The organism is Micromonospora sp. WMMD987 (genome assembly GCF_029581435.1).
GTDB classification, from domain to species: Bacteria; Actinomycetota; Actinomycetes; order Mycobacteriales; family Micromonosporaceae; genus Micromonospora; species Micromonospora rifamycinica.
On record NZ_CP120861.1, the window covers coordinates 3,455,817 to 3,481,276 of the forward strand.

Below are 25,460 nucleotides of genomic sequence, written 5' to 3' on the forward strand. Positions count from 1 at the left end.
GCCGGGTGGGATTCGCCGGATCACCGGAAGGCCGGACCCGGCATCACTACGTTCGTCAGCGTGAGAGTTCGGGGACGTACCGCGGCCGCCATCGCCGCCCTCCTGCTGTCGCCGGTCGGCGTGCCCGCCGGTGCCGTCGCCGCCGCCGGGGCGGTGACCACCGGGGCGTGCGCGCCCGTGCCGGCGGCGTCCCGGCCACCCCGACCGGTGCCGCCGCGCGCGGACCCCGCCGCCCGGACGGTCGGCGGTCCCGCCCTGGCCACCAGGGCGCAGGTGCGCCCGACCGGGACGCCCGTGCCGCCCGCCGTGCAGGCCACCTCCTGGCTGGTCGCCGACCTGGACAGCGGCGACGTGCTCGGCGGCTGCGGCCCGCACGAGTACGGCACCCCGGCCAGCGTGCAGAAGCTGCTGCTCGCCGCCACCGTACTGCCGACGCTCGACCCCCGACAGGTGGTCACCCTCACCCCCGGCGACCTCGACATCGAACCCGGCAGCTCCGCCGTGGGCTTCGCCGAGGGCGGCCGCTACCGGATCGAGACGCTCTGGCTGGGACTGCTGCTCCAGTCCGGCAATGAGGCGGCCAACGCACTGGCCCGGCTCGGCGGCGGCCCCGACGGGCTGCCCGGCGGCCTCCGGGCCATGAACGCGCACGCCCGGCACCTCGGCGCGTTGCAGACCCACGCGGTGACCCCCTCCGGGCTGGACGGGCCGGGCCAGTTCACCAGCGCGTACGACCTGGCGCTGATCGCCCGGGCCTGCTTCGCCGACGCCACCTTCCGCCGCTACGACACCACCCGGGAGACGACGATCCCGGCCCAGCCGGCGCTCGGCGAGAAGGCCTTCCCGATCCAGAACGACAACCAGCTGCTCTACCGCTACCCGGGGGCGCTGGGCGGCAAGACCGGCTACACGGACCTGGCGCGGCACACCTACGTCGGGGCCGCCGAACGCGGCGGACGACGGCTGGTGGTCACCCTGCTCGGTGCGGAGGTCGTCGACAAGCGGGGCTGGGAACAGGGGGCGGCCCTGCTCGACTGGGGGTTCGGGGTACCCCGGGGCGCGGCGGTCGGCCGGCTGGTCAACCCGGGCGAGCTGACCGCCGGCCCGTCCGCGACCGCGACCACCCCACCCCCGCTGGCCGCCGCCGGTGGTCCGGGTCGGCTCGATCCGCCCGGTCACCCCTGGTCCCGTCCCCTGGTCGCGGTCTCCCTGGCGGCCGTCGTGGCCGGGCTCGTCGGGCTGCTGTTCGCCCTGCGCCACCGACCCCACGACGTCCGCCGACGGCGGTGAGATCCGGGGCCGGGCACCCCCGGCGGGTGCTGGTCGGGTTGCTGGTCGTCGCGGTGCTGACCGGGGCGGTGGGCTGCGACCGGCCGCCGCGGCCGTTGCCGGACGCCGCCCTGCCCACCCCGACCGGCCTGCCCACCCCGACCGGCCTGCCCACCCCGACCGGGCCGCGGGCCCCGGCCGACGTGGTGCTGCTGTCCGAGGTCGACCCGAGCATCGTCGTGGACATCCGGTACGCCGGCCCGCACAACTTCGTCGGCCGCCCGGTGGACGGCTACGACGAGCCGCTGTGCCTGCTCACCCGTACCGCTGCCGAGGCGCTGCGCCGGGTGCAGGACGCCGCCCGCGCTCGACGGCTCAGCCTGCGGGTGTACGACTGCTACCGCCCGCAGCGCGCCGCCGACGAGTTCGTCCGGTGGGCGAAGGACCCCGCCGCGCAGCAGACGAAGGCGGAGTTCTATCCCCGGGTGGCCAAGTCGAAGCTCTTCGCCGACGGCTACCTCGGTGCGCCCACCGCGCACAGCCGGGGCAGCACCCTCGACCTGACCCTGGAGCCCCGCCCGGCCCCGCCCCGTGCCTCGTACGCCCCGGGTCAGCCGTTGGTGGCCTGCACCGACCCGGCCGACCGGCGGTTCGCCGACGGCAGCCTCGACATGGGCACCGGATTCGACTGCTTCGACCCGCTGGCGCACACCGCAGACCCCCGGGTCACCGGCACCGCCCGGACCCACCGGCAGCTGCTGGAACGCCTGATGACGCGGGAGGGCTTCGTCAACTACGACCGGGAATGGTGGCACTACCGGTACGCCGACGAGCCCTACCCGGACACCTACTTCGACTTCCCGGTGGCCCGGTCGTCCCTGCCCCGCTGACCCGGCCCGTCGTCGGTGCGGCCCGGCGGGCACCCCGGCCGGCGGGGTCAGCTGACGGGCGGCCGGGTGCGCAGCGGCAGCCAGGCCAGCACATTCTGGATCGTGGCGTCCCAGTACGGCCAGTCGTGGTCGCCGGGGGAGAAGTCCACGGTCACCGGCACACCCCGGTCCCGGGCGGCGGCGACGAAACGCTCGTTGTCGTCGTACAGGAAGTCCTCGGTGCCGCAGGCGACGTAGAGCGGGGGAGTGTCGGCCCCGGCCCGGCCCACCAGCGCCACCGTGTCGTCATCGGGGTCTGCCGTCGGGGCGTCGCCCCAGACGGTGTGCCAGACGTCCGGGTCGAGCGGACGGTCCGGGGCGTGCCGGCGGTGGGCGACGTTGAGCGCCCCCGACAGGCTGGCCGCGGCGGCGAACCGCTCCGGCTGCCGCAGCGCCCACTTCACCGCCCCGTAGCCGCCCATGGACAGCCCGGCCACGAAGGTGTCCTCCCGGCGGCCGGAGATCCGGAAGAACGACCGGCAGACCCGGGGCAGCTCCTCGGTGAGGAACGTCCAGTACCGGTTGCCGTGCGTCTCGTCGGTATAGAAGCTGCGCCCCGCCTGGGGCATCACCACGGCCAGACCCAGCGACGACACGTAGCGCTCGATCGAGGTCTGGCGGGTCCAGCCGGTGTCGTCGTCGCTGAGGCCGTGCAGCAGGTAGAGCACCGGCGGGTCCGCGTCGGCCGCCGCCGTGGGCCGGGCCGGGTCGGGCTGCGGCAGGATCACCGTCATCGACGTGCCCATGCCCAGCGCCTCGGAGTCGAACGCGCACCGCATCAATGCCATGGTCCTGGACCGTACCGGGTGCGGTCCGGGGTCGGATACGCCTGCACCGCCCGGGGAGAACCTAGGCTGTCGTCATGTCCGCCGAGGATGCCGTGATCGACCTGGACGCAGACCGGGACGGATCCGTCGGGCCGACCACCGGCCGCGCCCGGCGTACCGTCCGTCCCCGGATCGTCCTTGGCCTGGTGGCCGCCCTGGTGGCCGGTGCGGTGCTGGGCGGGTGGGGGGTCGACAGGTCGCGGGAGGCGCGCGCCCGGCAGGAGCGGGACGCGACCGTCGCGCTGGTGGCCATCCCCGCCAGCGCGGACAGCGGCAGTACGAACGCCGGGGGCCGGGCTCTGATCGAAGGGTCGCTGGCCGTGGTCAACGCCGGGCCGGCCCCGATCACGGTACGGTCGGTCCGGGTGGAGAGCCCCACCGTGCTCGTCCACGATCTCGGCCGGACCCGGCTGATCCGGCCCGGCGGCACCGGCTGGATCGGCGTGGTGGTGCTGTCCCAGTGCGGCGAGACACCCGGGACGGAGCCGCTGTCGGTGCGGTTCTCCGTGCAGACCGCCGACGGGCAGGTCCGGGAGGCCCACTACCCGGTCGCCCTCGTGGGCAGCGCCTGGCTCGACACCCTGTCCAGGATGTGCGAGCCCCGATAGCCGGCAGCTTCCGATATCTGTTGCGGCCCGGGTGGGTGCGCGCCTAGGTTCGACATCGACGCCACACCGACCAACCGGGGAGCACACCGTGTCGCCGTACCTCAGCACATTGACCACGCGGTTCACGCCGCGCGGCGGCGTGCTGTTGCCGGCCGGCGAACGAGCCCGGGGTTGTCGGTGGCGAGCGGGGTGGCGGCGCGGATAGCGCCAGCGCAACCTGCGCAGCCGCCCACCCCACCAGGGGACCGGGCGGCTTTTTCGATCCCCGACACCCGCCGAGGGGTGTAGCTCAACGGATAGAGCACCGGATTCCAAACCCGACGGTCGCAGGTGCGAACCCTGTCACCCCCTGCTCCCACGAACGAGGAGAACGACCATGGCATTCACCCCGCTGCCGGGCACGAAGGCCCCGGTACGGGTCTGGACCGACCCGTACGGCATCGAGCCGCAGGCCGCGCAGCAGTTGCGCAACATCGGCGCGCTGCCCTGGGTGCAGGGTGTCGCCGTGATGCCGGACGTGCACTACGGCAAGGGTGCCACCGTCGGCTCGGTGATCGCGATGCGGCAGGCCGTCTCGCCGGCCGCCGTAGGGGTGGACATCGGCTGCGGGATGAGCGCGGTCCGGACCTCGCTCACCGCCGCCGACCTGCCCGACAACCTCGCGCCGCTGCGGTCGGCGATCGAGGCGGTGGTGCCGGTCGGCTTCGCCAAGCGGGACGACCCGGTCGACCCGCGTCGGGTCCGGGGTCTGGAGCAGCGCGGCTGGGACGACTTCTGGGGCCGGTTCGCCACCCTGGACCGCCGGGTGGCCCAGCTGGAGACCCGGGCCCGGCAGCAGATGGGCACCCTCGGTGGGGGCAACCACTTCATCGAGGTCTGCGTCGAGCAGGACGGCCCGGACGCCGGGCAGGTCTGGCTGATGCTGCACTCCGGTTCCCGCAACATCGGCAAGGAGTTGGCGGAACGGCACATCGGGGTGGCCCGTGCCCTGCCGCACAACGCCGACCTGCCCGACCGGGACCTGGCGGTGTTCCTCGCCGGCACCCCGGAGATGGACGCCTACCGGCGGGACCTGTGGTGGGCGCAGGAGTACGCACGGCGCAACCGGGCGGTCATGCTGGCCCTGCTCTGCGGCGTGGTGCGGGACGCCTTCCCGCAGGTCAGCTACGGGGAGCCGATCTCCTGCCACCACAACTACGTGGCGGAGGAGAGCTACGACGGGGTGGACGTGCTGGTGACCCGCAAGGGGGCGATCCGGGCCGGTCGGGGGGACCTGGGGATCATCCCGGGGTCGATGGGCACCGGGTCGTACATCGTGCGGGGTCGGGGGAACCCGGACGCGTACTGCTCGGCGTCGCACGGGGCCGGGCGGCGGATGTCGCGGGGGCAGGCGAAGCGCACGTACGACACCGCCGACCTGGTCCGGCAGACCGCCGGGGTGGAGTGCCGCAAGGACGCCGGGGTGGTCGACGAGATCCCCGGCGCGTACAAGGACATCACCGCGGTGATGGCCCAGCAGGACGACCTGGTCGAGGTGGTGGCCCACCTCAAGCAGGTGGTCTGTGTGAAGGGTTAGACCGGTCGACGCCCCCGGGGCGTCGGCCGTGAGCCCCGGTGGCGCAGCGGACAGCGCGCCGGTCTACGAAACCGGAGAGCCCAGGTTCGAATCCTGGTCGGGGCACTCTCCGCCCGGCTGCCGTGCGACCGCGCGGGGGCAGCGGGCGGAATAGTCTTCACGTCATGAGTGGTACGCACCAGGGCTCCCGGGACCAGGCGAATCCCCTGCGCCAGCTTGGGCTGGACCAGCTCCGGCGACGGACGAGCGTCAAGTGGCGGGAGTACCCGGACGACGTACTGCCCCTCTGGGTGGCGGAGATGGACGTGCCGCTCGCCGAGCCGGTCGCGCGGGCGATCACCGACGCCGTCGCGCTCGGGGACACCGGCTACACCGCCGGCACGGCGTACCCGGAGGCACTGGCGGAGTTCGCCCGGGATCGGTGGGGCTGGGACGGGCTGGCCGTGGAGCGGACCGCGCTGGTGCCCGACGTGATGCACGGCGTGGTCGAGGCGTTGCGGCTGCTCACCGGGCCCGGTGACGCGGTGGTCGTCAACTGCCCGGTCTACCCGCCGTTCTACGGGTTCGTCGGGTACGCCGGCCGCCGGATCGTGGAGGCACCGCTCGGCGACGACCTGCGGCTCGACCTCGGCACCCTGGAGGAGGCGTTCCGGGTGGCCCGCTCCGGCGGTCGACCGGCGGTGTACCTGCTCTGCAACCCGCACAACCCGACCGGTGTCCTGCACACCGCCGACGAGTTGACCGCCGTCGCCGCGCTGGCCGGGCGGTACGGGGTGCGGGTGGTCGCCGACGAGATCCACGCACCGCTGGTCGGCGCGGGAGCGCGTTTCGTGCCGTACCTCTCGGTGCCCGGCACGGAGGGCGGCCTGTCGCTGATGTCCGCTTCCAAGGGGTGGAACCTGGCCGGTCTGCGGGGTGGGCTGCTCGTCGCCGGCCCGGCCGCCGCCGGGGACGTCGCCCGGGTTCCCTTCGAGATCAGCGTCGGCACCAGCCACCTCGGGGTGATCGCCCACACCGCCGCGTTCCGGGACGGAGGTGACTGGCTCGACGCCCTACTGACCGGTCTGGACGACAACCGTCGGCTCCTCGCCGCGCTGCTCGCCGAGCACCTGCCGACCGTCCGGTACCGACCCGGCCAGGCCACCTACCTCGCCTGGCTCGACTGTCGGGGGCTGGGCCTCGGCGACGATCCCGCCGCCGCCTTCCTCGACCGGGGCCGGGTGGCGCTCAACTCCGGTCTGGCCTTCGGCACCGGCGGCGCCGGCCACGTCCGGCTGAACCTGGCCACCTCCCCGGAGCTGCTCACCGAGGCGGTACGCCGGATGGCCACCGCCGTCACCTGAGCGCGGCGGCTCCCGGGACGTGTCGAAGACCCGCTGGCCCATCCCATGCGGAGCCGTCTCCTGTCAATCCTCCACTCTGGAGTTCCGGCATACGACCTGCGCCACCACGAGGTGACCAGCAGGCGGGATATGCCGATCCCCATGCGCAGTACAGGATCAAGGAGTCCCCTTCGTCGCCGGCATCTCCGCGAGCCGGCGACCTACCGCCGAAACGGCATCGGGAATCCCTACCCCTGTACCGAAGTGGAGAGACGTATGCGTACACCATCGTTACTGCGGCGGGTAGCCGTTGCGGTGACCCTGTCCCTGACTCCCATTGCCGCTGTGGCCGGTACCGCGCAGCCGGCCGGTGCCGTCATCGGCGGAAACTCCGCCGGGTACCTGCGTGGTCAGGTGCAGATCTTCGTCAACGACTCCTACAAGTGCACCGGCACGCTCATCGCCAGCAACTGGGTCCTCACGGCCAAACACTGTTTCGACAGGACGGGCGGCAACGTCAACAACAGCCTTGTGGCCGCAGGCGAACGCGGGTTCGCCCGGGGCCACCTGATGGCGATCGCCGGAATCTACAAGGAGCCCTTCCAGGACGCGATGCTCCTCAACCTCTGGCAGGACGTCCCGAACTGGTCCCGCATCGCCGTGGGCTACTCGGCGGCATATCCCCCCATCAACTCCACCCCGTCGATCAGCGGTTGGGGAAGCACCACCCGCGGGAGTTACACCCAGCCCTCCACCCTGCAGATCTGCGGCATGCGGGTGACGGACTACGGCATTCACCACGACATCGTGGGGGCCGGCAACAGCGCCATGCGCCTGGAAAGCTATGGAAGCGGTGTGACGGCGAGCGGTGATTCCGGGGCGGGAATCTACTGGCTCGACAAAATCTACGGTATCCACATCGCGGACAACGAGACGAACCTGGCCTACGGCCTGACGACCCACTTCATCGCCGGTTGGATCGAGGCCGTGAGCGGCGTCGGGCCCAGCTGAGCGTCGGGGTGGCCGGTCCGGCCCCCGGTCCGGCCACCTGGGGTCGCGACCCTGGACGGTCGTGGCCTGGCACCCGCCCGGCTCCGTGGCCCGCCCCGTCAGGGGCGGGCCAGCCCGATGGTGGCGGCGAGGCGGGCGACGTCGGCCGGGGTGGGGCCTGCGCGGAGCACGGCGGTCAGGGCGGCGCGGGCGGCCGGGCGGGTGCGGGTCTCACCGGGGGCGGTCCGGTCGGCGGTGAGCAGGGCCCGCCCGGCGGCGTCGGGGTCGCCCAGGTCGAGGTGGCTGCGGGTGATGTCGATGAGGTGGGCGGCGCGGTGTTCGGCGGGGAGATGTCGCCAGCCGTCGTGTCCGGTGGCCCGGCGGTGCAGGTCGACGGCCCGGTGGTGGTCGCCGAGCTGGGTGGCGACCAGGGCGCGGGCGAGGTCGACGCTAGTCGGGCCGAACGTGATGCCGTCCGGGTCGGGCGGCTCGTCGGCGGTGGCGAGCAGGGCGGCGCGCTCGGTCAGGTCGTGGGCAGTGGCGGCGTCGCCGTAGCTGGCGGCGGCGAGGGCGGCTTCGATCAGCAGCGCCCCGGTCAGGGCCAGCGCCGGCGGGTCGCCCTGCGCCGCCGCCGGGTCGAGCTGGCGTACGGCGGTGAGTGCGGCGGTCCTGGCCAGCCGGCCCCGCCGCAGCGTCCGGAGCACCTGCGCCAGGGTCACCGCCGCCCGGCCGATCCGCACCGGGTCACCACGGGTGGCGGTGATCATGGCCCGGTCGGCGGCCAGCCAGGCCAGGTGGGCGTCGCCGAGCTTGACCAGCGTCTGGGCGGTGAGCCGGTGCACCCGCACCAGCAGATCGAGGACGGGCGGGTCCACCGGGCCGGGGTGGCCGGCGTGGCGGCTGTCGGCGAGCAGGTCGGGCAGCATCCGTAGCACCTGGGGGTGCTGCCCGTTGCGGTATGCCGCCCAGGCGTATCCGGCCTGGTCGTCGAGCTGCCGCAGCAGCGGTCCGGCCGGGGTGGACGCCGGGGTGTCGTGGCGGGCCAGCGCCGCCCGGACCCGTTCCACTCCGGCACCGACGTCGGTGACCGGTGCCGGCGGCGTCCGCCCGGCGAGCAGGAGTTGCGGTGCGACGCCGAGCGCGCCGGCCACGGTGTCGATGACGGAGAGCCGGTCGAGGGTACGCACCCCGCGTTCGACCTTGTCGACCCAGCTCTTGGACTTGCCGATCCGGTCGGCGAAGACCTGCTGGCTCATGCCCCGGCGGGCCCGTAGCTCGGCCATCCGGCGGCCGATCGCCGGCTCGTTTCCGGTGCGCTGCCGGCCGGGACCGGTCACCGGTCGTGCCCCGGCACGGGCGTGGTGTGGGTGGACCCGCCGCAGCGGGGACACCACCGGGACTTGACCCGGAACGCGAGCAGCCCGAGCAGGAAGCCCGGCACCAACCCCCCGAACAGGACCGAAATAACCTCGGAAATCATCTGCGCTCTCGCTCTCTGCCGCGCCGGTCGGAAGCGGGGTGACCATTGCGTACGTCACTCGCTGTCCCCTAGGGTCTACTCGCAGTAAACGGACATGCTGGCGCGCTCGGAAGTCGCGCCGGGCAGCGTTGGTGTTGAACGTGTGGAACGCAGTGCAACGGGGAAGGCCATCGATGGCAGTACGGCGACGCAACGAAAGACTGCTGGCCCTCGTTCGCGAGTGCCGGTGGTCGTACGACGCCTGCGCCGCAGCGGTACGTGCCGTCGCGCTGGAGAACGGTGGCGCCCTGCCGTCCTGTGACCGTTCCCATGTGGGGCACTGGGTCGCCGGAGTGAAGCCCACCGAGACGACCTCCCGCTATCTGGCCGAAGCGTTCTCCCGCCGGTTGGGCCGGGTCGTCGGTCCGGCCGATCTCGGGCTTGTTGTCGGCGATAGCCTGGACCCTGATCTGACCGGCCTGGATTGGTGGAGGCGCGACCCGGCCACTGATCTCCTGACGCTCGGGAGAGCTGACGTGGAACGACGGGCGTTCGGATTCACCGCCCTGTATTCACTGGCTGCGCTTGCCGTTCCGCTGGGTTCCTGGGAGGACATCGCGGATCGGGGTCGACGGGCGCGGGGCGGGGGCGCGGCGGTGGGTCGCCGCGAGATCGACGCCGTGCGCGATATGCTCGCGGTGTTCAGCAGGGCCGACGAGCGGTTCGGCGGCGGGCATGCGCGGCTCGCCGTGGTCCAGTACCTCACCTCCGACGTGGCCGGCTACCTCCAGGGAACCTTCGCGTCCGACCAGGATCGTCGGGCCATGTTCAGCGCCGCCGCCGAGTTGACCTATCTCGCGGGCTGGAAGGCGTTCGACTCGTCCCTGCACGGGGTGGCCCAGCGGTACTACCTCCAGTCGCTGCGGCTGGCCAACGAGGCGGACGATCGGGCGTTGGCCGGTTTCACGCTTCGGGCGATGGCGCATCAGGCTGTCGACCTGGGGCACGGTGCGGAGGCGTTGGAGCTCGCCACCTCGGCCCTCGCCTGGTCGCGGGGGAGGGCGACCCCGGCGGCGACCGCGCTGTTCACCGTTCTCACCGCCCGGGGGCACGCCGCGACGGGCGACCGGGCCAAGACGTCGGCAGCGCTCCGGGCTGCCGAGACCCACCTCTCGAAGGCGTCCCCGGACGACGAGCCGACCTGGATCCAGACCAGCGGTTTCACGACGACCTCACTGGCTAGTCAGGCTGGCCAGGCACTGCGTGACCTGGGTGATCTTCCCGCTGCAGAAGCCGAGTTGCGCCGTTCCGTGGCCACCCGCGACACCGAGGCGTACCGGCGGATCCACACTCTGACGCTGGCCAACCTCGCCGACGTCCAATGTGTACGGGGACGGCTCCGCGAGGCGACCGAGAGCTGGAACAACGCCCTGGACTCGATGGCTGGTGTCCGGTCCGGCCGGGCCACCGTGGCCGTGAAGAACATACGTACCCGGCTCAGCAGCTTCGGCCCACGCCTGCCCCCGTTCGCGAAGCAACTCGACCAACGCGCCGCAGCCCTCCTCGTTGCGCCCTGATGCCGCCCCGCCCGGCCATCCGCGGAAAACGACCCCTGAGCAACCCTCCCCGGGTGCCGTTGGGTAGTCAGGTCGGCGTGGTGGCCTACTCGTGTTGCCAACCGAGGGGAACACCGTGCCACCGCGTTACCGCTACGAGAAGATCGCCGACGATCTCGCCGACCGCATCAAGTCCGGCGAGTTCCCGCCGGGCTCCAAGTTGCCCAGCCGTCGAGAGTTGATCGAGCACTACGGCGTTACGGAGCCCGTCATCGACCGCGCCATGCAGGTGCTACGGATCAAGGGCATGACAGAGACCCTGCCTGGCGTGGGCGTCTTCGTGGTCGAGTAGGCAGCCCTCCCGATCGGTCATCCTCCGGCCTGGGTCTGATGTGCACAGTCCCGGCGGGAACTAACCTCTATCGTCTACAGCCTGCGAGCAGACGGAGTCACCGGCACAGGGACGGGCAGATGAACGACGACCACGATTCCGCCGGAGTCATGCGCTTCATCTTCGAGGCCGGCGTCCTCAAGCGCGCCGCCCGCACCGGTTGGTGGTTCGCCGGCGTCAAAGATCCCGAATCCATCGCCGATCACTCGTTCCGTACCGCGCTGATCGGGATGATGCTCGCCGCCATGGAAGGTGCCGACCCGGCCCGGGTGTCGATGCTGTGCGTCCTGCACGACACCCAGGAAACCCGGATCACCGACATCCCGCACATCGCCAGGCGCTACCTCACCGCCGCGCCCAACACCACGGTCACCGCGGACCAGGTCGCCGCCTGCCCACCGGCCGTCGCCGACCTCGTCAACGCCGCCGTCGCCGAGTACGAAGCGGGCGAGACACCGGAGGCCATCGTCGCCCGCGACGCCGACAAACTCGAATGCCTCGTCCAGGCGGTCGAATACCGCCACCAGGGCATCGACAACGTCCAGCGCTGGATCGACAGCTCACGTGCGGCACTCAAGACCACCAGCGCGCACCGCCTGGCGGAAGCCGCCCTCAGCGGAGAACCCCTCGGCTGGCTCACCCCGCCCCCGGTGTAGCCCTCAGGCGTCAGCTGCGGGACGTGGTCTCGCAACACGTGCGTTCGTCGTCGGCTGCGGGCGGGGTCGGCGCGGAGGTGCCGTACTGGTCGGAGTCGCCCTTGACCACGTACACCTCCCAGCGCTCGTCGCCGGGTCCACGGACCCAGACCTTGTCCTGCACGGCATAGCAGCAGGAGGTGTCGTTCTCGGTCAGGGTGATCAGCCCGGCCTCGGTGAGTCGGTCGGTGGCGGCGGTGACCTGCGCGCCGTCGAACACCTCGACGCCGAGGTGGTCGAGCGCGGTGGCCTGGTCCGGGTCGCCTTCGAGCAGGACCAGCTTCAGCGGCGGCTCCTCGATGGCGAAGTTGGCGTAGCCGGGTCGCCGCTTGGCCGGCTCGGTGCCGAACAGCTTCGAGTAGAACGCGATCGACCCCTCCAGGTCGGCGACGCGCAGGGCGAGCTGGACGCGGGACATCCCACACCTCCGGTTGTTTAGATGACCGTCTAGGCAGACAATTGCACTCTGGTTAGATGTTTGTCAAACTAGACGGGTGTCGAGACAAGAACTGCCGGTCCTCGCTGACCAGTCGGCCTGCTGCGCGCCGATGGTCACCGAGGCCCTCACGGAGGACGCCGCCGCCGGTCTGGCGCGCGGCTTCAAGGCCCTCGGTGATCCGGTACGGCTGCGGCTGCTCTCCCTGATCGCCGCGCGGGCCGGCGGCGAGGTGTGCGTGTGCGAGCTGACCGACGCGTTCACCCTGACCGGCCCGACGATCTCCCACCACCTGAAGGTGCTGCGCGAGGCCGGGTTGATCGACTGCCAGCGCCGGGGGACCTGGGTCTACTACTGGATCGTCCCGGCCCGCCTCGCCGTCCTGTCCCAGCTCCTGGACGTCTCGGCCGCCGCCGCGTCGACCGGGCCGGCCCGGTGACGCCCGACCTGCTGCGTCGGGCGTCGGCGGAGCTGGTCGGCACCGGTCTGCTCGTCACCGCCGTGGTCGGCTCGGGGATCGCCGCCACCCGCCTGTCGCCGGGCGACGTGGGGCTGCAACTGCTGGAGAACAGCATCGCCACCGCGTTCGCCCTCGGCGCGCTGATCCTCATCTTCGGCCCGGTGTCCGGTGCCCACCTCAACCCCGTCGTGTCGCTCGCCGACCGGTGGCAGGCCCGCCGGACGGGAGCCGGCCTGTCGACCCGTGACCTCGGCGCGTACGTCGTGGCGCAGGTGCTCGGTGCGGTCGGCGGCACGGTGCTGGCGCACCTGATGTTCGGGCTGCCCGCCGTCACGGTCTCCACCCACCGGCGGGCCGGGAGCGGACTGTGGTTGGCCGAGGTCGTCGCGACCGCCGGGCTCCTACTGCTGATCGCCGCCCTCACCCGTACCCGCCGGACCGCGGTCGCCCCGGCGGCGGTCGGGGCGTGGATCGGTGGCGCGTACTGGTTCACCGCCTCCACCTCGTTCGCCAACCCGGCCGTCACGATCGGCCGCGTGTTCACCGACACCTTCGCCGGCATCGCCCCCACCTCGGCGGCCGGGTTCGCCGCCGCGCAGCTCGCCGCCGTCGGGGTCGCGGTCGCCGCGACCACCTGGTGGTATCCGACCGTCCGACAGCGGGACAGGGCGGCGGTCGAGCTGGCACCGGCACAGCCGGAACGGGCCTCGTCATGACCGGCGTCCGGTCGTCCCGCCCCGGTCTCGTGCCGATGACCGACGACCATGCCCCGGCGGTGCTCGACATCTACCGGCACGGGATCGCCACCGGCGACGCCACCTTCGAGACCGAACCACCCACCTGGGCCCGGTTCACCGCCACCCGCCTGCCCGGACACCGCTGGGTCGCCGTCGACCACACGGCGGCCGACCGGGTGCTCGGCTGGGTCGCGTGCACCCCGGTGTCCGACCGGTGCGTCTACGCCGGGGTCGTGGAGCACTCCGTCTACGTCCACCCCGACGCCCGGGGCCGGGGCGTCGGCCGGCTCCTGCTCCACCGGCTGATCGACTCGACCGAACGGGCCGGCATCTGGACCATCCAGTCCGGGATCTTCCCCGAGAACACCGCCAGCCTCGCCCTGCACCACGCCTGCGGCTTCCGCACCATCGGCGTCCGCGAACGCCTCGGCCGCCACCACGACCGGTGGCGCGACGTCGTCCTCATCGAACGCCGCAGCCCCACCGTCACCTGACCGCCGCAGCACCGAAAAGAGGCCCACCACCCATGAGCACCCCCACCCGGCACACCACGCCCTCGGTGTTGTTCGTCTGCGTGCACAACGCCGGCCGTTCCCAGATGGCCGCCGGCTGGCTGCGTCACCTCGCCGGGAACACCGTCGAGGTCCGGTCCGCCGGCTCCGCACCCGCCGACCGCGTCAACCCCGTCGCGGTCGAGGCCATGCGCGAGGTCGGCATCGACATCACCGCCGAGCAGCCGAAGCTCCTCGACCGGGACGCCGCCGAGGCCAGCGACGTCATCGTCACCATGGGCTGCGGCGACACCTGCCCCGTCCTCCCCGGCACACGCTACGAGGACTGGAAACTCACCGACCCCGCTGGACAGCCGCTGTCCGTCGTCCGCGAGGTCCGCGACGAGATCCGCCAGCATGTTGCCCGACTCCTCGCCGACCTGGCCCCTGACACCAGCGTCGACGCCTGACCGACCACCGGCGACGACGCGTCGTGGGCGCGGGCGTGGGCGCGGTGGAGCCTCCCGCCAGGCTGACCTGATGGGTCGACCTGCGACCGACCTCCGTCAAGGGCGCTAAATGGTTTGCCGGTGGTCGGCGGGCGCTGGGATGCTGCGGCCGACCGGGAGCGGGGAGGGGCCAGCATGCCGTCGGAGTCCGAGCCGGAAGTCCGTACCGTGGCCGGTGTCCTGCGCGGCTGCCGGGAGGCGGGCCTGGCGGTGTTCCGGGGCATCCGGTACGCCGAACCGCCGGTCGGTGCCCTCCGGTTCGCCGCGCCGCAGCTGGTATCCCACTGGGACGGCGTACGCCCGGCGGTCGCCTACGGTCCGCCGCCTCCACAGCCCGACGCGTTCGGGACGTCCCCGCAGAGCACCGGCGAGGACTGGCTGACGCTCAACGTGTGGACGCCGGAGCCGGACCCGGCGGCGGGGTTGCCGGTGATGGTGTGGATCCCCGGAGGTGGCTACCTGGTCGGCTGTTCCGGCCTCCCGCAGTACGACGGCGGGCACCTCGCCCGCAGCGCGACAGTGGTGGTGACGCTCAACTACCGCCTCGGTTTCGAGGGTTTCGGGCAGCTCGACGGGGCACCGGCCAACCGGGGGCTGCTCGACCAGGTGGCGGCCCTGGAATGGGTACGGGACAACATCCGTGCCTTCGGTGGCGACCCGGGCCGGGTGACGGTCTTCGGGCAGTCGGCCGGCGGCGGCTCGGTCGCCGCGCTGCTGGCCATGCCGCGCGCCGCCGGGCTGTTCCGGCGGGCGGTCGCGCAGAGCGTCCCGGGGACGTTCTTCTCACCCGACCTGGCCGCCGACGTCACCGCTGCCTGCGCCGCCGAGCTGGGGGTACCACCGACCCTGGCCGGGCTGTCGACGGTGACGCCGGCCCGGCTGCCGGCCGTGGCCGAGGCGGTCTCCGCCGGGATCGTCCGGTGGCGGGAGCGGTGGGGGTCGATCACCCACCGGCCGATCCCGTTCGCGCCGGTCGTCGACGGGGACGTGCTGCCGGCGACCCCGTGGCGGGCGCTGGCCGACGGTGCCGCGCGGGAGGTCGACCTGCTCGTCGGGCACACCCGGGACGAGCACCGGCTGTTCAGCCTGCTCGACGGTGTGCTCGGCCAGGTCACGCCGGAGCAGACCGGGACGGCGCTGCGGATGCTGGCCCCGGGGCCGGACGGTGCCGCCCGCTACCGGGAGGCGTTCCCGGACGCCACCGACGAGCAGTTGTACGAGCTGGTCAATGCGGACTGGTTGTTCCGGATGCCGAGCCTGCACCTGGCCGACGCGCAGCTCGCCGGTGGCGGCCGGGGGTACCTCTACGAGCTGACCTGGCCGGCGCCGGGCCTGGGGGGCGGCCTCGGTGCCTGTCACGGTCTGGACGTGCCGCTGGTCTTCGGCACCCTGACCAGCGGGCAGCCCGCGATGCTGATCGGTGACCCGCCCACCCCGGCGGCGCACGACCTGTCCGGGCAGCTCCGTGGGGCGTGGACGGCGTTCGCCGCGACCGGCGACCCCGGCTGGCCGCCGTACGACGCCGGTCGCCGTACCCGGATCTTCGACGGGCGGTCGACGGTGGCCGCGTATCCGGAGGACGCCTCCCGGCTGCTGTGGCGGGACCACACCTTCGGCCCGCTCCCGCTGCTCGCCTGACAGCGCCGGGGCGGCGGCGGAACCCGGCCGCGTCACCGCGCGGCACCACCACCGGTGGCGGTGCGGGTGAACCGGTCGGCGAGCAGCGCGAACGCCTCGGTGAGGGCCGGCGGGCCGACGACGGTGATCCCGGCGTCGTACCGGGCGACGGCGGCGGCCAGGCTCACCCAGGACCACGACCCGAGGGTGAGCCGGCACCGGTCGGGGGCGATCTCCTCGACCAGGCCGTCGCGGGTGTACCGGGCGACGGTCGCCGCGGGCAGGTCGAGCAGCACCGTGCCCCGGCACGGCCAGTCCGCCGACCCGCCGGCCGACCCCCGGAAGACCCCGGTGAGGTACGTGGCGACGTCCCCGCCGGGCAGGGGTCTCGGGGTGAAGCGGGGTCCGTGCGGCGGGCGCAGGGTGATCCGGTCGACGCGGAAGGTCCGCCAGTCGGCCCGGTCGAGGTCCCAGGCGACCAGGTACCACCGGCCGTCCCAGGTGACGACGTGATGCGGTTCCGCGTGCCGGGCCGGGCCGGCGGGCCGGTCGGTGCCGTAGTCGAAGCGCAGGATCTCGCGGGCGTGCACGGCGGCACCGAGCGCCAGCAGCACCCCGCCGTCGACCGGTTCGGCCGCCGTGCCGGCGGGACGCGCGACGGCGGTCACGCTGAGCGCCCCGACCCGCTGCCGCAGCCGGATCGGCAACACCTGTCGTACGGTGTGCAGCGCCCGCGCGGCGGCGTCCGCGAGCGCCCCGTCCGCGCCGGTCGCCGCGACCTGGAGGGCGACGGTGAGGGCGACGGCCTGCTCGTCGTCGAACAGCAGCGGGGGCAGTTCGGTGCCGGCGTCGAGCCGGTAACCACCGTCGGGACCTTTGACGGCGGCGACGGGGTAGCCGAGTTCCCGCAGCCGGTCGACGTCGCGGCGCACGGTACGCAGGCTGATGCCGAGGCGTTCGGCCAGCACGGTGCCGGACCAGTCCCGGCGGGTCTGCAACAGCGACAGCAGGGCGAGCAGTCGGGCGGACGTGGTCGGCATGAGTCCGATTCTGCCCGCAGTAGGTGCCACACCCTGTCACCTACTGCTGCGAATCTTGCTCCTGACCAGCCCACTACCGGGCGTCGAGCACCATCAGCAAGGAGTCGACCATGGCCATCTCCGCCACCACACACCTCAACTTCCGGGGTGACGCCCGTGCGGCGCTGGAGTTCTACCAGGCCGTGTTCGGTGGCCGCAGCACCGTCGTCAGCTACGGCGACCTGGGGATGCCGAAGGACCTGCCGGACGCCGACCGGGTCGTCTTCGGCCAGGTCACCGCCGACAACGGCTTCGCCATCATGGCCTACGACGTGCCCGCCGGTGCCCCCGCCGCAGCCGCGCCGACCGCCACCACCCGCGCGAACGGCACGACGCTGACCGGCGAGCGGTTCTTCGTCTCCGTCCGGGGCGACAGCGCGGAGGAGGTCGGTGCGCTCTGGCACCGGCTCGCCGAGGACGCCCAGGTGATCGAGGAGTACGGCCCGTCGGCGTGGGCACCCGGGTTCGGCATGCTCACCGACCGGTTCGGCGTCACCTGGATTCTCGACGTCGCCACCCCGTACGCCGGCTGACCGCCCTGCACCGGTCCGGGTCGGCGACGTCGCCGACCCGGACCGGGTGGTCACTCGGTGCGCAGCCCGTCGGCGCGGGTGAGCCTCCACAGCAGCGGCATGCTCAGCCCGCTGATCGCCAGGACTGCCAGCCCGCCGAGGCCGACGGCGAAGCCGACCACCGGCCAGGCGATCGTGACCGGGGCCTGCACCATCCGGAGCAGGGCCGCGCCGAGGCCCAGCCCGAAGCCGGTGGCCAGCACCAGCCCGACCCCGACCGGCAGGGCGGTCTGCCACAGCACGGACCAGCCGAGGGTGCTGCGTTGGGTGCCCACCGCCACCAGCATGGCCAGCAGGCGGCGGCGTTCCCGCAGCTGCTCCAACGTACCGACGAGCATGCTGGTGGCGATCAGCAGCAGGGTGACGACCGTGCCGATGGCCAGGCCGCGTTGGATGTCGGCGAACCGGGGCGACACGATGGTCGAGGACAGCACGGACACGGGCGTGGTGAGGTCGATCGCGGCGACGGCGTTACGGACGTGTTCGACCGCGTCCGGGGCGGCCGGGTCGAGCTGGAGGTAGACGGTCGAGCGCAGCGGACCGAGGGTCCGCGAGCCGACCGCGCCGGGGGTGACCAGCACCGCGTTCGCCATCCAGCCGGCCGGGTCGGGTCGGGCCGTCGCGGGCCGCGCCGTGGCGGGCACCCGCCATCGTGACCCGTCCTCGACGGTGAGCACCGTGCCGGTGGGGACGACCGCCGGGTCGCCCGGATCGGACACCAGGAAGGTGTCGCCGTCCACGCACCGGTCGAGGCGGGCGAACTCGGCCAGCGCGGCGCAGTCGCCGACCCGGATCTCCACCGGTGGGCCGTCCGACGAGCCGGCGTTGGCCCCGGCGCTGAGGGTGCCGGTCGCGGCGGTCACCCCGTCGGCCCCGCCGAGCTGCCGCAGCACCCGGGCCAGGTCCGGCTGGTCCTGGAACTGCACCTGCACCTGCGCCCGGGAGGTGTCCTGCCCGCTGGCGGTGGTGAAGTCCCCGGCGATCCCGGCGAAGAGCATCTGCAGGCCGATGGTGCCGGCGACGGCGACCGCGATGCCGTTGACCAGCCGGACCGAGGTGGCGCTGTCGAGCTGCACCCGGCGGACCGCCAGCTGCCAGGACACCGGGCCGCCGCGCAGCCGTCGTACCAGCAGGTCGGTCAGCCAGGGCAGCAGGGTGACCGTGCCGGTCAGCAGCAGCACCGCGCCGGCCGGCACCACCCATCTGGTGACCCCGCCGTCGCCCTCGCGCAGGCCGGCGACGGGCAGGAGCATGGCCAGGCCGGCGGCGGGCAGCAGCAGCCGCCACCAGAGCCGGCGGCGGACCGGGGTGCCGCGCCGGGTGATCCCGAGCGGCTCGACCACGACCGCGCGCAGCGCCAGCATCGCCACCAGCACGGCCAGCGCCGGCACGGCCAGCACGACGGCCAGCAGTAGCGCGGTGGGGGGCCGGATGTCGGTGGCGTACACGCTGATGTCGTAGAGGGTGACCAGCGGGACCAGTTGGCGACCGGCGAGCAGGAACCCGATGCCGACGGCGACCCCGAGCAGGGCGCCGGCGGCGGCCTCCCCGGCGGCGATCCGCCGGACCATGGTGGTGTCCGCGCCGACCAGCCGCAGCGCGGCGAGCCGCCGGTCGCGCCGCTCACCGCCGTAGCGCACGGCCGAGCCGAGGAACACCGCGATGGGCAGCAGCAGGACCACGAAGATGACCGCCACCAGCAGCATCAGCACCGGGCCGAGACCCTCGCCGGGCAGCCCGCCGCCGAAGCGGTCCAGCCGGGTCGCCCCGGAGGCGTCGGACAGCCGGTCGTCGCCCTGGTAGTAGGCCAGTTCGTTGGGGCCGGCGAGGCCCTCGTCGGCGATGGTCCCGGTGACCCGCGCGCCACCCAGCCGGGGGGCGAACAGCGGGCCGTCGGGGGAGTCGAGCAGCCGGCGCAGGGCGGGGGAGACGACCACCTCGCCCGGTGCGGGCAGGGCGGTCAGCCCCGGCGGGACGGGGGCGGCCGGTCCCTCCGGCCACAGCAGCCGGCCCCGCACCGGCCGGCCCCGGAACTCGGTGTCCAGCGCGTGCACCAGCAGGGTGCCGGGACCGGCCGCGATCTTCTCACCGAACCGCAGATCGTCGCGGGCGTCGCCGCGCGCCTGCCGGGCGTCGAGCGCCCCGGGCACGGCGGTGGCCAGCAGCAGCATGGCCACCCCGATGCCGACGCCGACGGCGGTGAGCAGCGCCCGGGTCCAGCCCTCCCGGCCGCCGGTGACCGCCATCCGGGCACCCATCGCCAGGTCCGCGAGCGCGCCCCGGACGGTCACGCCGCCACCTCCAGGTTGCGGGTCCGCCCGTCGCGCACCACGACCCCCCGGTCGGAGTACGCGGCCACCCGTGCCTCGTGGGTGACCAGGACCACCGCCGCCCCGGTGTCCCGGGCGGCCTCGGTGAGCAGCCGCATGACCCGCTCGCCGTTGAGCGAGTCCAGCGCGCCGGTCGGCTCGTCGGCGAAGATCACCCGGGGGCGGGTGACCAGCGCGCGGGCCACCGCGACGCGTTGCCCCTGGCCACCGGAGACCTCGCCGGGGCGCTTGCCGGCCACCTCGGTGACCTCCAGCCGTTCCAGCCACTGCCCGGCCCGCTGTTCGGCCTCCCGGCGGGGGACGCGGGCCAGCCGCAGCGGCAGCGCGACGTTCTCCAGGCAGGTCAGCTCGGGCACCAGCTGGCCGAACTGGAAGACGAACCCGAAGGCCTCCCGGCGCAGGGCGCTGCGCCGGGCGTCGGTCATCGTCACCAGGTCCTGGCCGTCGAAGAGGACCCGGCCCCGGTCCGGGCGGACGATCCCGGCCAGGCAGTGCAGCAGGGTGGACTTGCCGGAGCCGGACGACCCGAGCACCGCGACCACCTCGCCCTCGTCGATGCGCAGCCCGGCGTCGACCAGTGCGACGGTCTCGCCGAAGCTGCGGTGCAGGCCCTCGGCGACCAGCAGCGGGGCGCTCATGCCCGCACCCGCGCGGCCAGCTCGTCGAGACGGGCGGTGGTGAGTTCGAGCCAGCGCAAGTCGGCCTCCAGGTGGAAGAGCGCGTGATCGCAGATCAACTGCTCGGCGAGGTCGCCGTCGCGCTTGCGCCGGGTCAGCTCCCGCATCAGGCGCAGGTGCTCGGCGCGCTGCACGTCGAGCAGTTCGGCCGCCGCACGGCCGGTGAGCAGGGCGAGCACCACCTTGGTGTAGAGGACGCTCTGCAGGTAGGGCTCGGGTTGTTCCGGGCGGGCCAGCCACTGGGCCACGTCGGCGACGCCGGCCTCGGTGATCGCGTACCGCTTGCGGTCGGGGCCCTCGCCGGGCTCCACCGCCTCCACCTCGACCAGGCCGCCGCGCAGCAGCCGGGACAGGGTCGCGTAGACCTGGCCGTAGGCGACCGGGCGGGAGTGGCCGAAGTGTTCGTCGTAGCGCCGTTTGATGTCGTAGCCGTGCCGGGGGGTCGCCTCCAGCAGGCCGAGGAAGGTCTGGCCGATGGACATGCGGGGGACTATACACACGGCGTATACATGCGTTGTCTACACCCCGCGCTGACCTCCTCGCGACGGGTTCCCGGCGACGCGCCCCCCGGTGCCGGCGAATGTGACACCGGTCGACGGATTGACCCGCAGATTGATACATGTCAGTGTTTCCTTCCCCGGCGTTTCCGCCGCGGTCCCACCCCCGGGCCGCGGGCTCCCGTGCACCCCTTGTCGTAGCCGACAGACGGGACGGTGACGCCCGGGCGGGATGCCCCGCCGACCCCCATGAGGAGCACGCATGAAGCGCAGAACCCTGGCGATCGCCGCCGTCACCGCGGTGACGTTCGCCCTGGCCGCGCCACCGGCCACGGCCGCCACGACCGCCCGGCCGGCCACCGCCGCACCGGCCGTCGCCGCGCTCGCCGCGCCGGACGTCTCGGTCAGCAACGTCCAGGCGCACCTGGCCCAGTTCCAGAGCATCGCCACCAGCAACGGCGGCAACCGGCGGTCCGGCTCGGCCGGCTACACCGCCTCGGTCGCCTACGTGAAGTCCAAGCTCCAGGCGGCCGGCTACACGGTCACCGAACAGACCTGCACCACCTGCACCTACCGGGGCAACAACGTGATCGCCGAGTGGCCGCAGGGCCCCGCCGACGACGTGGTCATGTTCGGCGCGCACCTGGACGGCGTGGCCGCCGGGCCGGGCATCAACGACAACGGCTCCGGCTCGTCGGTGCTGCTGGAGAACGCCCTGGTGCTGGCCCAGCAGAACCCGGGCATGAGCAAGCGGGTCCGGTTCGCCTGGTGGAACGGCGAGGAGCAGGGCCTGCAGGGCTCCAAGTTCTACGTCAACTCGCTGACCACCGCCCAGAAGGGCTACATCAAGGGCTACTACAACTTCGACATGGTCGCCTCGACCAACGGTGGCTACTTCATCAACCGGGTCACCTCCACCACCGCCGCACCGCTCAAGGCGTACTGGGACTCGCTCGGGCTGTCGCCGGAGGAGAACACCGAGGGCCAGGGCCGCTCCGACGACTACTCGTTCCAGCAGGCCGGCATCCCGACCTCCGGTTACGCGATGGGGGCCAGCGCCCGCAAGACCAGCTCGCAGGCCAGCAAGTGGGGCGGCACCGCCAACGCCGCGTACGACCCGTGCTACCACTCGTCCTGCGACACCACCAGCAACATCAACGCCACCGGGCTCAACCGCAGCGCCGACGGCGTCGCGTACGCCATCTGGGACCTCGCGGTCGGCGGCGGCACCCCGACCAACGACTTCTCCGTCGCGGTCAGCCCGACCGCCGGCGGCGTCGTCCGGGGCGGGTCCACCACCGCCACGGTCAGCACCGCCACCACCAGCGGCAGCGCCCAGACCGTCGCCCTGTCGGCCTCCGGTGCGCCCAGCGGGGTGACCGTCTCGTTCAGCCCGTCCTCGGTCACCTCCGGCGGCTCGGCCACCATGACGGTCAGCGCGTCGTCGAGCGCGGCCCTCGGCACCTTCACCCTCACCGTGACCGGCACCGGCTCGGCGACCCGGACGGCCAGCTACAGCCTCACCGTCACCGGCACCGGCAGCTGCACCGGCGGGCAGGTCGTCGGCAACGGCGGCTTCGAGTCGGGCACCAGCCCGTGGACGGCCACCTCCGGCGTCATCACCAACTCGTCCAGCCAGCCGGCCCGCACCGGCTCCTACAAGGCGTGGCTCAACGGCAACGGCAGCACCAGCACCGACACGCTCTCCCAGTCGGTGACCGTGCCGGCCGGCTGCTCCTCCTACACCCTCGCCTTCTACCTGCACATCGACACCGCCGAGCGGACCACCACCGTGGCGTACGACAAGCTGGTGGTCCAGGTCGGCAGCACCACGCTGGCGACGTACTCGAACCTCAACAAGGCCAGCGGTTACACGCTGCGCTCGTTCGACGTGGGCGCGTACGCCGGCCAGACGGTGACCCTGAAGTTCACCGGCACCGAGGACTCCTCGTTGCAGACCAGCTTCGTCGTCGACGACGTGACGTTGCAGGCGAGCTGACCGACCCGGGTGGGGGCGGGCGGTCGTCCGCCCCCACCCGGACCGTCACGGCGATAAATGTCGTACCCGGCCCGGAGGATGTGGGCATGGCTGCCCCCGCGCTGTCCCACCACAGTGGTCAACCCCGATCCGTGCCGCTGCGCGAGCTGCGTACCCGGCTGACCCAGCTGATCGCGATGGCCGAGCTGACCGACACGGTCACCCTGGTCACCCGCGACGGCGACACCCGGCCGGTGGCCGCGATCGTGCCGGCCTCCGCCGCGCGCAGCGCGGCCCAGGCCCGCGCCGACGACGAACGCCTCGGCACGGTGACCGCGGGCTGGGCCCGCCGGCTGGAGGAGTCGCACCGGCAGGGCGCCCGCCGGCACGCCGCCGAGCTGCGGGCGGCGACCGACGCGCTCGCCGAGGTCTGGGCCGAGCTGGACCGGCGCGTCCCGCCCGGCACCGACCCGGCCGTCGACCGGCTCCGCGCCGCCCACGCCGACCTGCTCCGCGACTGACCCTCGCACCCCGGTCCCGTGGGAACCCGCCGGATGCTGCCCACCCGCCCGTGCCGGGGCCCTACCCGGCCGGGGTCAGCGACGCCTCGGGCTGGTCGGCGGGGGCCGGGCGGTCCATCGTGCGCCAGGGGCCGCCCAGCAGCGGGGTGAGGACCACCAGCAGGTAGCAGCCGCCCACGGCGAGCAGGGTGGGTGTGGTGCCGAAGCTGTCGACCGCCACCCCGGCGGCGAGCGCGCCCAGCGGGATGCCCGCCCAGCAGCCCGCCCCGATCACCCCGAACACCCGGGCCCGCAGGTGGGCCGGCACCCGTTCCAACTCCACCGCGCCGAGCAGCGGGTTGATCGCACCGGCGGCGAATCCGGACAGGGCGAAGACCACGACGACCCACGGCAGCGGCGGCGCGGCGGCCAGCGCCCAGAAGGGCGGCGCACCGGCCAGCGCGAACGCGGTGACCAGGGTGGCCCGGCGGGGCAACCGGTGGCCCACCGTGCTGAACACCAGCGACCCGACCAGCGCGCCGCCGCCCATCGCACCGACCAGCAGGCCGAACGCGGTGGCCCCGCCGAGTTCCCGGTCGGCCACCACGGGCAGCAGCACGTTGCTCTTGGTCGCGTCGAAGAAGTTGGTCACCAGCACCAGCAGCACCACCGCCCGCAACAACGGCTGCCGGGTCAGGAACCGCACCCCGACGGCGAAGTCCCGCCAGTAGCCCCCGCCCGGATCGGCCGGCGTGGCCGGGCGCAGCGAGTGGGGCACCAGCACCGTCACGACCAGCGCGGAGACCGCGAAGGTGGCGGCGTCCAGGGCCAGCACCGGGAGCGCGCCGAGGGTGGCGACGAGCAGCCCGGCCACCGGTGCGCCGATCAGCCGGGCACCGCGCTCGCTCGCCTCGTACCAGCCGACGGCCCGTTCCAGCGGCACCCCGGCGGCGGTGGCCGCCTCCGGCAGCAGGGCGTTGCGGGCGGTCTGCCCCGGGGTGTCGAGCAGGCCGCTGGCGAAGACCAGCCCGAGCAGCGCCCAGAACGGCAGGCCGACGGTGACGTCGAGCAGCGGCACGGCCGCCACCGTCAGCCCGGAGACCACGTCGGCCAGGACACTGGCCCGTCGGTAGCCGATCCGGTCGACCAGCACCCCGCCGAGCGCGCCGCCGAGCACCACCGGCACGGTGGCCACCGCGCCGGTCAGGCCGGTGGCGGCGGGTGAGCCGGTCTCGGCGAGCACGTAGAGCGGCAGCGCGATCAGGGTGAGCATGTTGCCGGTGAGCGAGACGGTGTGACCGACCAGCAGCCCGACCAGCGGGGCGCGGTGTCGGGTCGGCGTCACCGCAGGTCCCGGAAGGCGTGGTACATCAACGTCACCGTCCCGGCCCCCGGCCGGGCCGGGTCGCTGCGGGCCTGCCAGCGGGCGGCCAGCGCCTCCAGGTCGGCCCGCAGCTCCAGCAGTTCGTCGCTGGTCAGGTGCAGCCAGGAGTCGCTGCTGGCGGTGCCGCGCACCCACTGCGGGTCGAGGGTCGCCTCGACGTCGAGGTAGTGGCCGAGTCGTTCCGTGTACCGGTCGAGGACCGCGCGGCGCAACAGGTCGGAGGCGGCCCGCCGCTCGGGGTCGGCGAGCAGCTCGACCGGCTCCCAGGACGTCCGGGCGTGGGTCGCGCGCCACCAGCGTTCGCGGCGGTCCCGGGCGTGTTCGGGGGCCTCCTCGACGAAGCCGTGCTCGGCCAGCTTGCCCAGGTGGTAGCTGACCGACCCGACCGCCTCGTCCATGGCGTCGCTGAGCATGCCGACGCTCTGCGGGCCCCGGACGCGCAGCTCGCCGAGCAGCCGCAACCGGGTCGGGTGGGCCAGCGCACGCATCGCCCGGGGGTCGGTCAGGTGCCTGGGGTGTTCCTCCGTCATGCCGCTACGGTAGAAGAACAACACTTGAAGTACAAGATTTC

At 73.4% G+C, this 25,460-nt stretch carries 26 protein-coding genes, 2 tRNA genes and 1 pseudogene; 19 read left to right on the forward strand and 10 right to left on the reverse strand.

Annotation, left to right across the window (positions count from 1 at the left end):
- Positions 1-60 precede the first annotated feature (60 nt).
- Positions 61-1,290: a serine hydrolase gene (locus tag O7612_RS14550; RefSeq protein WP_282264956.1), complete on the forward strand. Its 1,230-nt coding sequence runs from the start codon at positions 61-63 to the stop codon at positions 1,288-1,290.
- Positions 1,291-1,418: 128 nt separating this feature from the next.
- On the forward strand, positions 1,419-2,159 hold the full coding sequence (locus tag O7612_RS14555) for a M15 family metallopeptidase (protein ID WP_282273917.1): 741 nt from the start codon (positions 1,419-1,421) through the stop codon (positions 2,157-2,159).
- Positions 2,160-2,206: 47 nt separating this feature from the next.
- Here O7612_RS14555 and O7612_RS14560 read toward each other — a convergent pair whose 3' ends face one another.
- Positions 2,207-2,986, reverse strand: a complete 780-nt coding sequence (locus tag O7612_RS14560; protein ID WP_282264957.1) for an alpha/beta hydrolase family protein — start codon at positions 2,984-2,986, stop codon at positions 2,207-2,209.
- Between the two features lie 74 nt (positions 2,987-3,060).
- On the opposite strand from O7612_RS14560, the gene O7612_RS14565 reads away from it, so the two are divergent.
- The 6 genes from O7612_RS14565 (at position 3,061) to O7612_RS14590 (ending at position 7,542) form a co-directional block, all read left to right on the forward strand.
- Positions 3,061-3,633, forward strand: coding sequence for a hypothetical protein (locus O7612_RS14565; RefSeq protein WP_282264958.1), 573 nt, complete (start codon positions 3,061-3,063; stop codon positions 3,631-3,633).
- 279 nt (positions 3,634-3,912) lie between these two features.
- Positions 3,913-3,984: transfer RNA gene (locus O7612_RS14570), tRNA-Trp, on the forward strand.
- Positions 3,985-4,009: 25 nt separating this feature from the next.
- The gene (locus O7612_RS14575) at positions 4,010-5,209 is read left to right on the forward strand and encodes an RtcB family protein (protein WP_282264959.1); all 1,200 of its coding nucleotides are present in this window, start codon (positions 4,010-4,012) and stop codon (positions 5,207-5,209) included.
- Positions 5,210-5,241: 32 nt separating this feature from the next.
- Positions 5,242-5,314: transfer RNA gene (locus O7612_RS14580), tRNA-Arg, on the forward strand.
- Between the two features lie 59 nt (positions 5,315-5,373).
- Positions 5,374-6,552, forward strand: a complete 1,179-nt coding sequence (locus O7612_RS14585; RefSeq protein WP_282264960.1) for an aminotransferase class I/II-fold pyridoxal phosphate-dependent enzyme — start codon at positions 5,374-5,376, stop codon at positions 6,550-6,552.
- Positions 6,553-6,846: 294 nt separating this feature from the next.
- Complete coding sequence (locus O7612_RS14590) at positions 6,847-7,542, forward strand: trypsin-like serine protease (RefSeq protein ID WP_282264961.1); 696 nt, start codon at positions 6,847-6,849, stop codon at positions 7,540-7,542.
- 98 nt (positions 7,543-7,640) lie between these two features.
- On the opposite strand, the gene O7612_RS14595 is transcribed toward O7612_RS14590, so the two are convergent.
- Both O7612_RS14595 and O7612_RS14600 read right to left on the reverse strand, forming a co-directional pair.
- A complete protein-coding gene (locus O7612_RS14595; protein WP_282264962.1) occupies positions 7,641-8,858 on the reverse strand; it encodes a helix-turn-helix domain-containing protein in 1,218 nt (405 codons plus the stop codon).
- Positions 8,855-9,001, reverse strand: a complete 147-nt coding sequence (locus O7612_RS14600; protein ID WP_282264963.1) for a hypothetical protein — start codon at positions 8,999-9,001, stop codon at positions 8,855-8,857. Before O7612_RS14600 ends, O7612_RS14595 begins: the two co-directional genes overlap by 4 nt.
- Before the next feature lie 332 nt (positions 9,002-9,333).
- On the opposite strand from O7612_RS14600, the gene O7612_RS14605 reads away from it, so the two are divergent.
- From O7612_RS14605 to O7612_RS14615, 3 genes are all read left to right on the forward strand, one after another.
- Positions 9,334-10,557: a Tat pathway signal protein gene (locus tag O7612_RS14605; RefSeq protein WP_282264964.1), complete on the forward strand. Its 1,224-nt coding sequence runs from the start codon at positions 9,334-9,336 to the stop codon at positions 10,555-10,557.
- Between the two features lie 91 nt (positions 10,558-10,648).
- On the forward strand, positions 10,649-10,888 hold the full coding sequence (locus O7612_RS14610) for a GntR family transcriptional regulator (RefSeq protein WP_282264965.1): 240 nt from the start codon (positions 10,649-10,651) through the stop codon (positions 10,886-10,888).
- A gap of 119 nt (positions 10,889-11,007) precedes the next feature.
- Positions 11,008-11,583 carry an HD domain-containing protein gene (locus O7612_RS14615; protein WP_282264966.1) on the forward strand — a complete coding sequence of 192 codons (576 nt, stop codon included), beginning with the start codon at positions 11,008-11,010 and terminating at the stop codon, positions 11,581-11,583.
- 10 nt (positions 11,584-11,593) lie between these two features.
- Here O7612_RS14615 and O7612_RS14620 read toward each other — a convergent pair whose 3' ends face one another.
- Positions 11,594-12,040 (reverse strand): ArsI/CadI family heavy metal resistance metalloenzyme, encoded by a 447-nt coding sequence (locus O7612_RS14620; protein ID WP_282264967.1) that lies wholly within the window; start codon positions 12,038-12,040, stop codon positions 11,594-11,596.
- A 130-nt stretch (positions 12,041-12,170) separates the two neighbouring features.
- Between O7612_RS14620 and O7612_RS14625 the strand changes: the two genes are divergently transcribed.
- The 5 genes and pseudogenes from O7612_RS14625 (at position 12,171) to O7612_RS14645 (ending at position 15,893) form a co-directional block, all read left to right on the forward strand.
- Positions 12,171-12,497, forward strand: a complete 327-nt coding sequence (locus O7612_RS14625; protein WP_089003908.1) for a metalloregulator ArsR/SmtB family transcription factor — start codon at positions 12,171-12,173, stop codon at positions 12,495-12,497.
- A pseudogene (locus O7612_RS14630) lies at positions 12,494-13,141 on the forward strand (aquaporin); the annotation flags it as partial. The gene O7612_RS14625 and the pseudogene O7612_RS14630, both read left to right, overlap by 4 nt.
- 128 nt (positions 13,142-13,269) lie before the next feature.
- Complete coding sequence (locus O7612_RS14635; RefSeq protein ID WP_282264968.1) at positions 13,270-13,749, forward strand: GNAT family N-acetyltransferase; 480 nt, start codon at positions 13,270-13,272, stop codon at positions 13,747-13,749.
- A 32-nt stretch (positions 13,750-13,781) separates the two neighbouring features.
- Complete coding sequence (locus tag O7612_RS14640; protein WP_282264969.1) at positions 13,782-14,216, forward strand: arsenate reductase ArsC; 435 nt, start codon at positions 13,782-13,784, stop codon at positions 14,214-14,216.
- Between the two features lie 174 nt (positions 14,217-14,390).
- Complete coding sequence (locus O7612_RS14645) at positions 14,391-15,893, forward strand: carboxylesterase family protein (RefSeq protein ID WP_282264970.1); 1,503 nt, start codon at positions 14,391-14,393, stop codon at positions 15,891-15,893.
- 32 nt (positions 15,894-15,925) lie between these two features.
- Here O7612_RS14645 and O7612_RS14650 read toward each other — a convergent pair whose 3' ends face one another.
- The gene (locus tag O7612_RS14650) at positions 15,926-16,912 is read right to left on the reverse strand and encodes a WYL domain-containing protein (RefSeq protein WP_282264971.1); all 987 of its coding nucleotides are present in this window, start codon (positions 16,910-16,912) and stop codon (positions 15,926-15,928) included.
- A 110-nt stretch (positions 16,913-17,022) separates the two neighbouring features.
- On the opposite strand from O7612_RS14650, the gene O7612_RS14655 reads away from it, so the two are divergent.
- On the forward strand, positions 17,023-17,484 hold the full coding sequence (locus tag O7612_RS14655) for a VOC family protein (RefSeq protein ID WP_282264972.1): 462 nt from the start codon (positions 17,023-17,025) through the stop codon (positions 17,482-17,484).
- 50 nt (positions 17,485-17,534) lie between these two features.
- Here O7612_RS14655 and O7612_RS14660 read toward each other — a convergent pair whose 3' ends face one another.
- Genes O7612_RS14660 through O7612_RS14670 form a run of 3 tightly spaced genes read right to left on the reverse strand, consistent with a single transcriptional unit; the run spans position 17,535 to position 21,012 of the window.
- Positions 17,535-19,814: an ABC transporter permease gene (locus O7612_RS14660; protein WP_282264973.1), complete on the reverse strand. Its 2,280-nt coding sequence runs from the start codon at positions 19,812-19,814 to the stop codon at positions 17,535-17,537.
- Positions 19,811-20,491 carry an ABC transporter ATP-binding protein gene (locus tag O7612_RS14665; protein ID WP_282264974.1) on the reverse strand — a complete coding sequence of 227 codons (681 nt, stop codon included), beginning with the start codon at positions 20,489-20,491 and terminating at the stop codon, positions 19,811-19,813. The genes O7612_RS14660 and O7612_RS14665 overlap by 4 nt, the downstream gene beginning before the upstream one ends.
- On the reverse strand, positions 20,488-21,012 hold the full coding sequence (locus tag O7612_RS14670; protein WP_282264975.1) for a PadR family transcriptional regulator: 525 nt from the start codon (positions 21,010-21,012) through the stop codon (positions 20,488-20,490). The genes O7612_RS14665 and O7612_RS14670 overlap by 4 nt, the downstream gene beginning before the upstream one ends.
- Before the next feature lie 277 nt (positions 21,013-21,289).
- On the opposite strand from O7612_RS14670, the gene O7612_RS14675 reads away from it, so the two are divergent.
- Positions 21,290-23,026, forward strand: coding sequence for a M28 family peptidase (locus O7612_RS14675; RefSeq protein WP_282264976.1), 1,737 nt, complete (start codon positions 21,290-21,292; stop codon positions 23,024-23,026).
- 86 nt (positions 23,027-23,112) lie between these two features.
- Positions 23,113-23,526, forward strand: a complete 414-nt coding sequence (locus O7612_RS14680) for a type II toxin-antitoxin system Phd/YefM family antitoxin (protein WP_282264977.1) — start codon at positions 23,113-23,115, stop codon at positions 23,524-23,526.
- Positions 23,527-23,587: 61 nt separating this feature from the next.
- Here O7612_RS14680 and O7612_RS14685 read toward each other — a convergent pair whose 3' ends face one another.
- Both O7612_RS14685 and O7612_RS14690 read right to left on the reverse strand, forming a co-directional pair.
- Positions 23,588-24,850, reverse strand: coding sequence for an MFS transporter (locus O7612_RS14685; RefSeq protein ID WP_282264978.1), 1,263 nt, complete (start codon positions 24,848-24,850; stop codon positions 23,588-23,590).
- Positions 24,847-25,419 carry a helix-turn-helix domain-containing protein gene (locus O7612_RS14690; RefSeq protein WP_282264979.1) on the reverse strand — a complete coding sequence of 191 codons (573 nt, stop codon included), beginning with the start codon at positions 25,417-25,419 and terminating at the stop codon, positions 24,847-24,849. Before O7612_RS14690 ends, O7612_RS14685 begins: the two co-directional genes overlap by 4 nt.
- Positions 25,420-25,460: the final 41 nt, after the last annotated feature.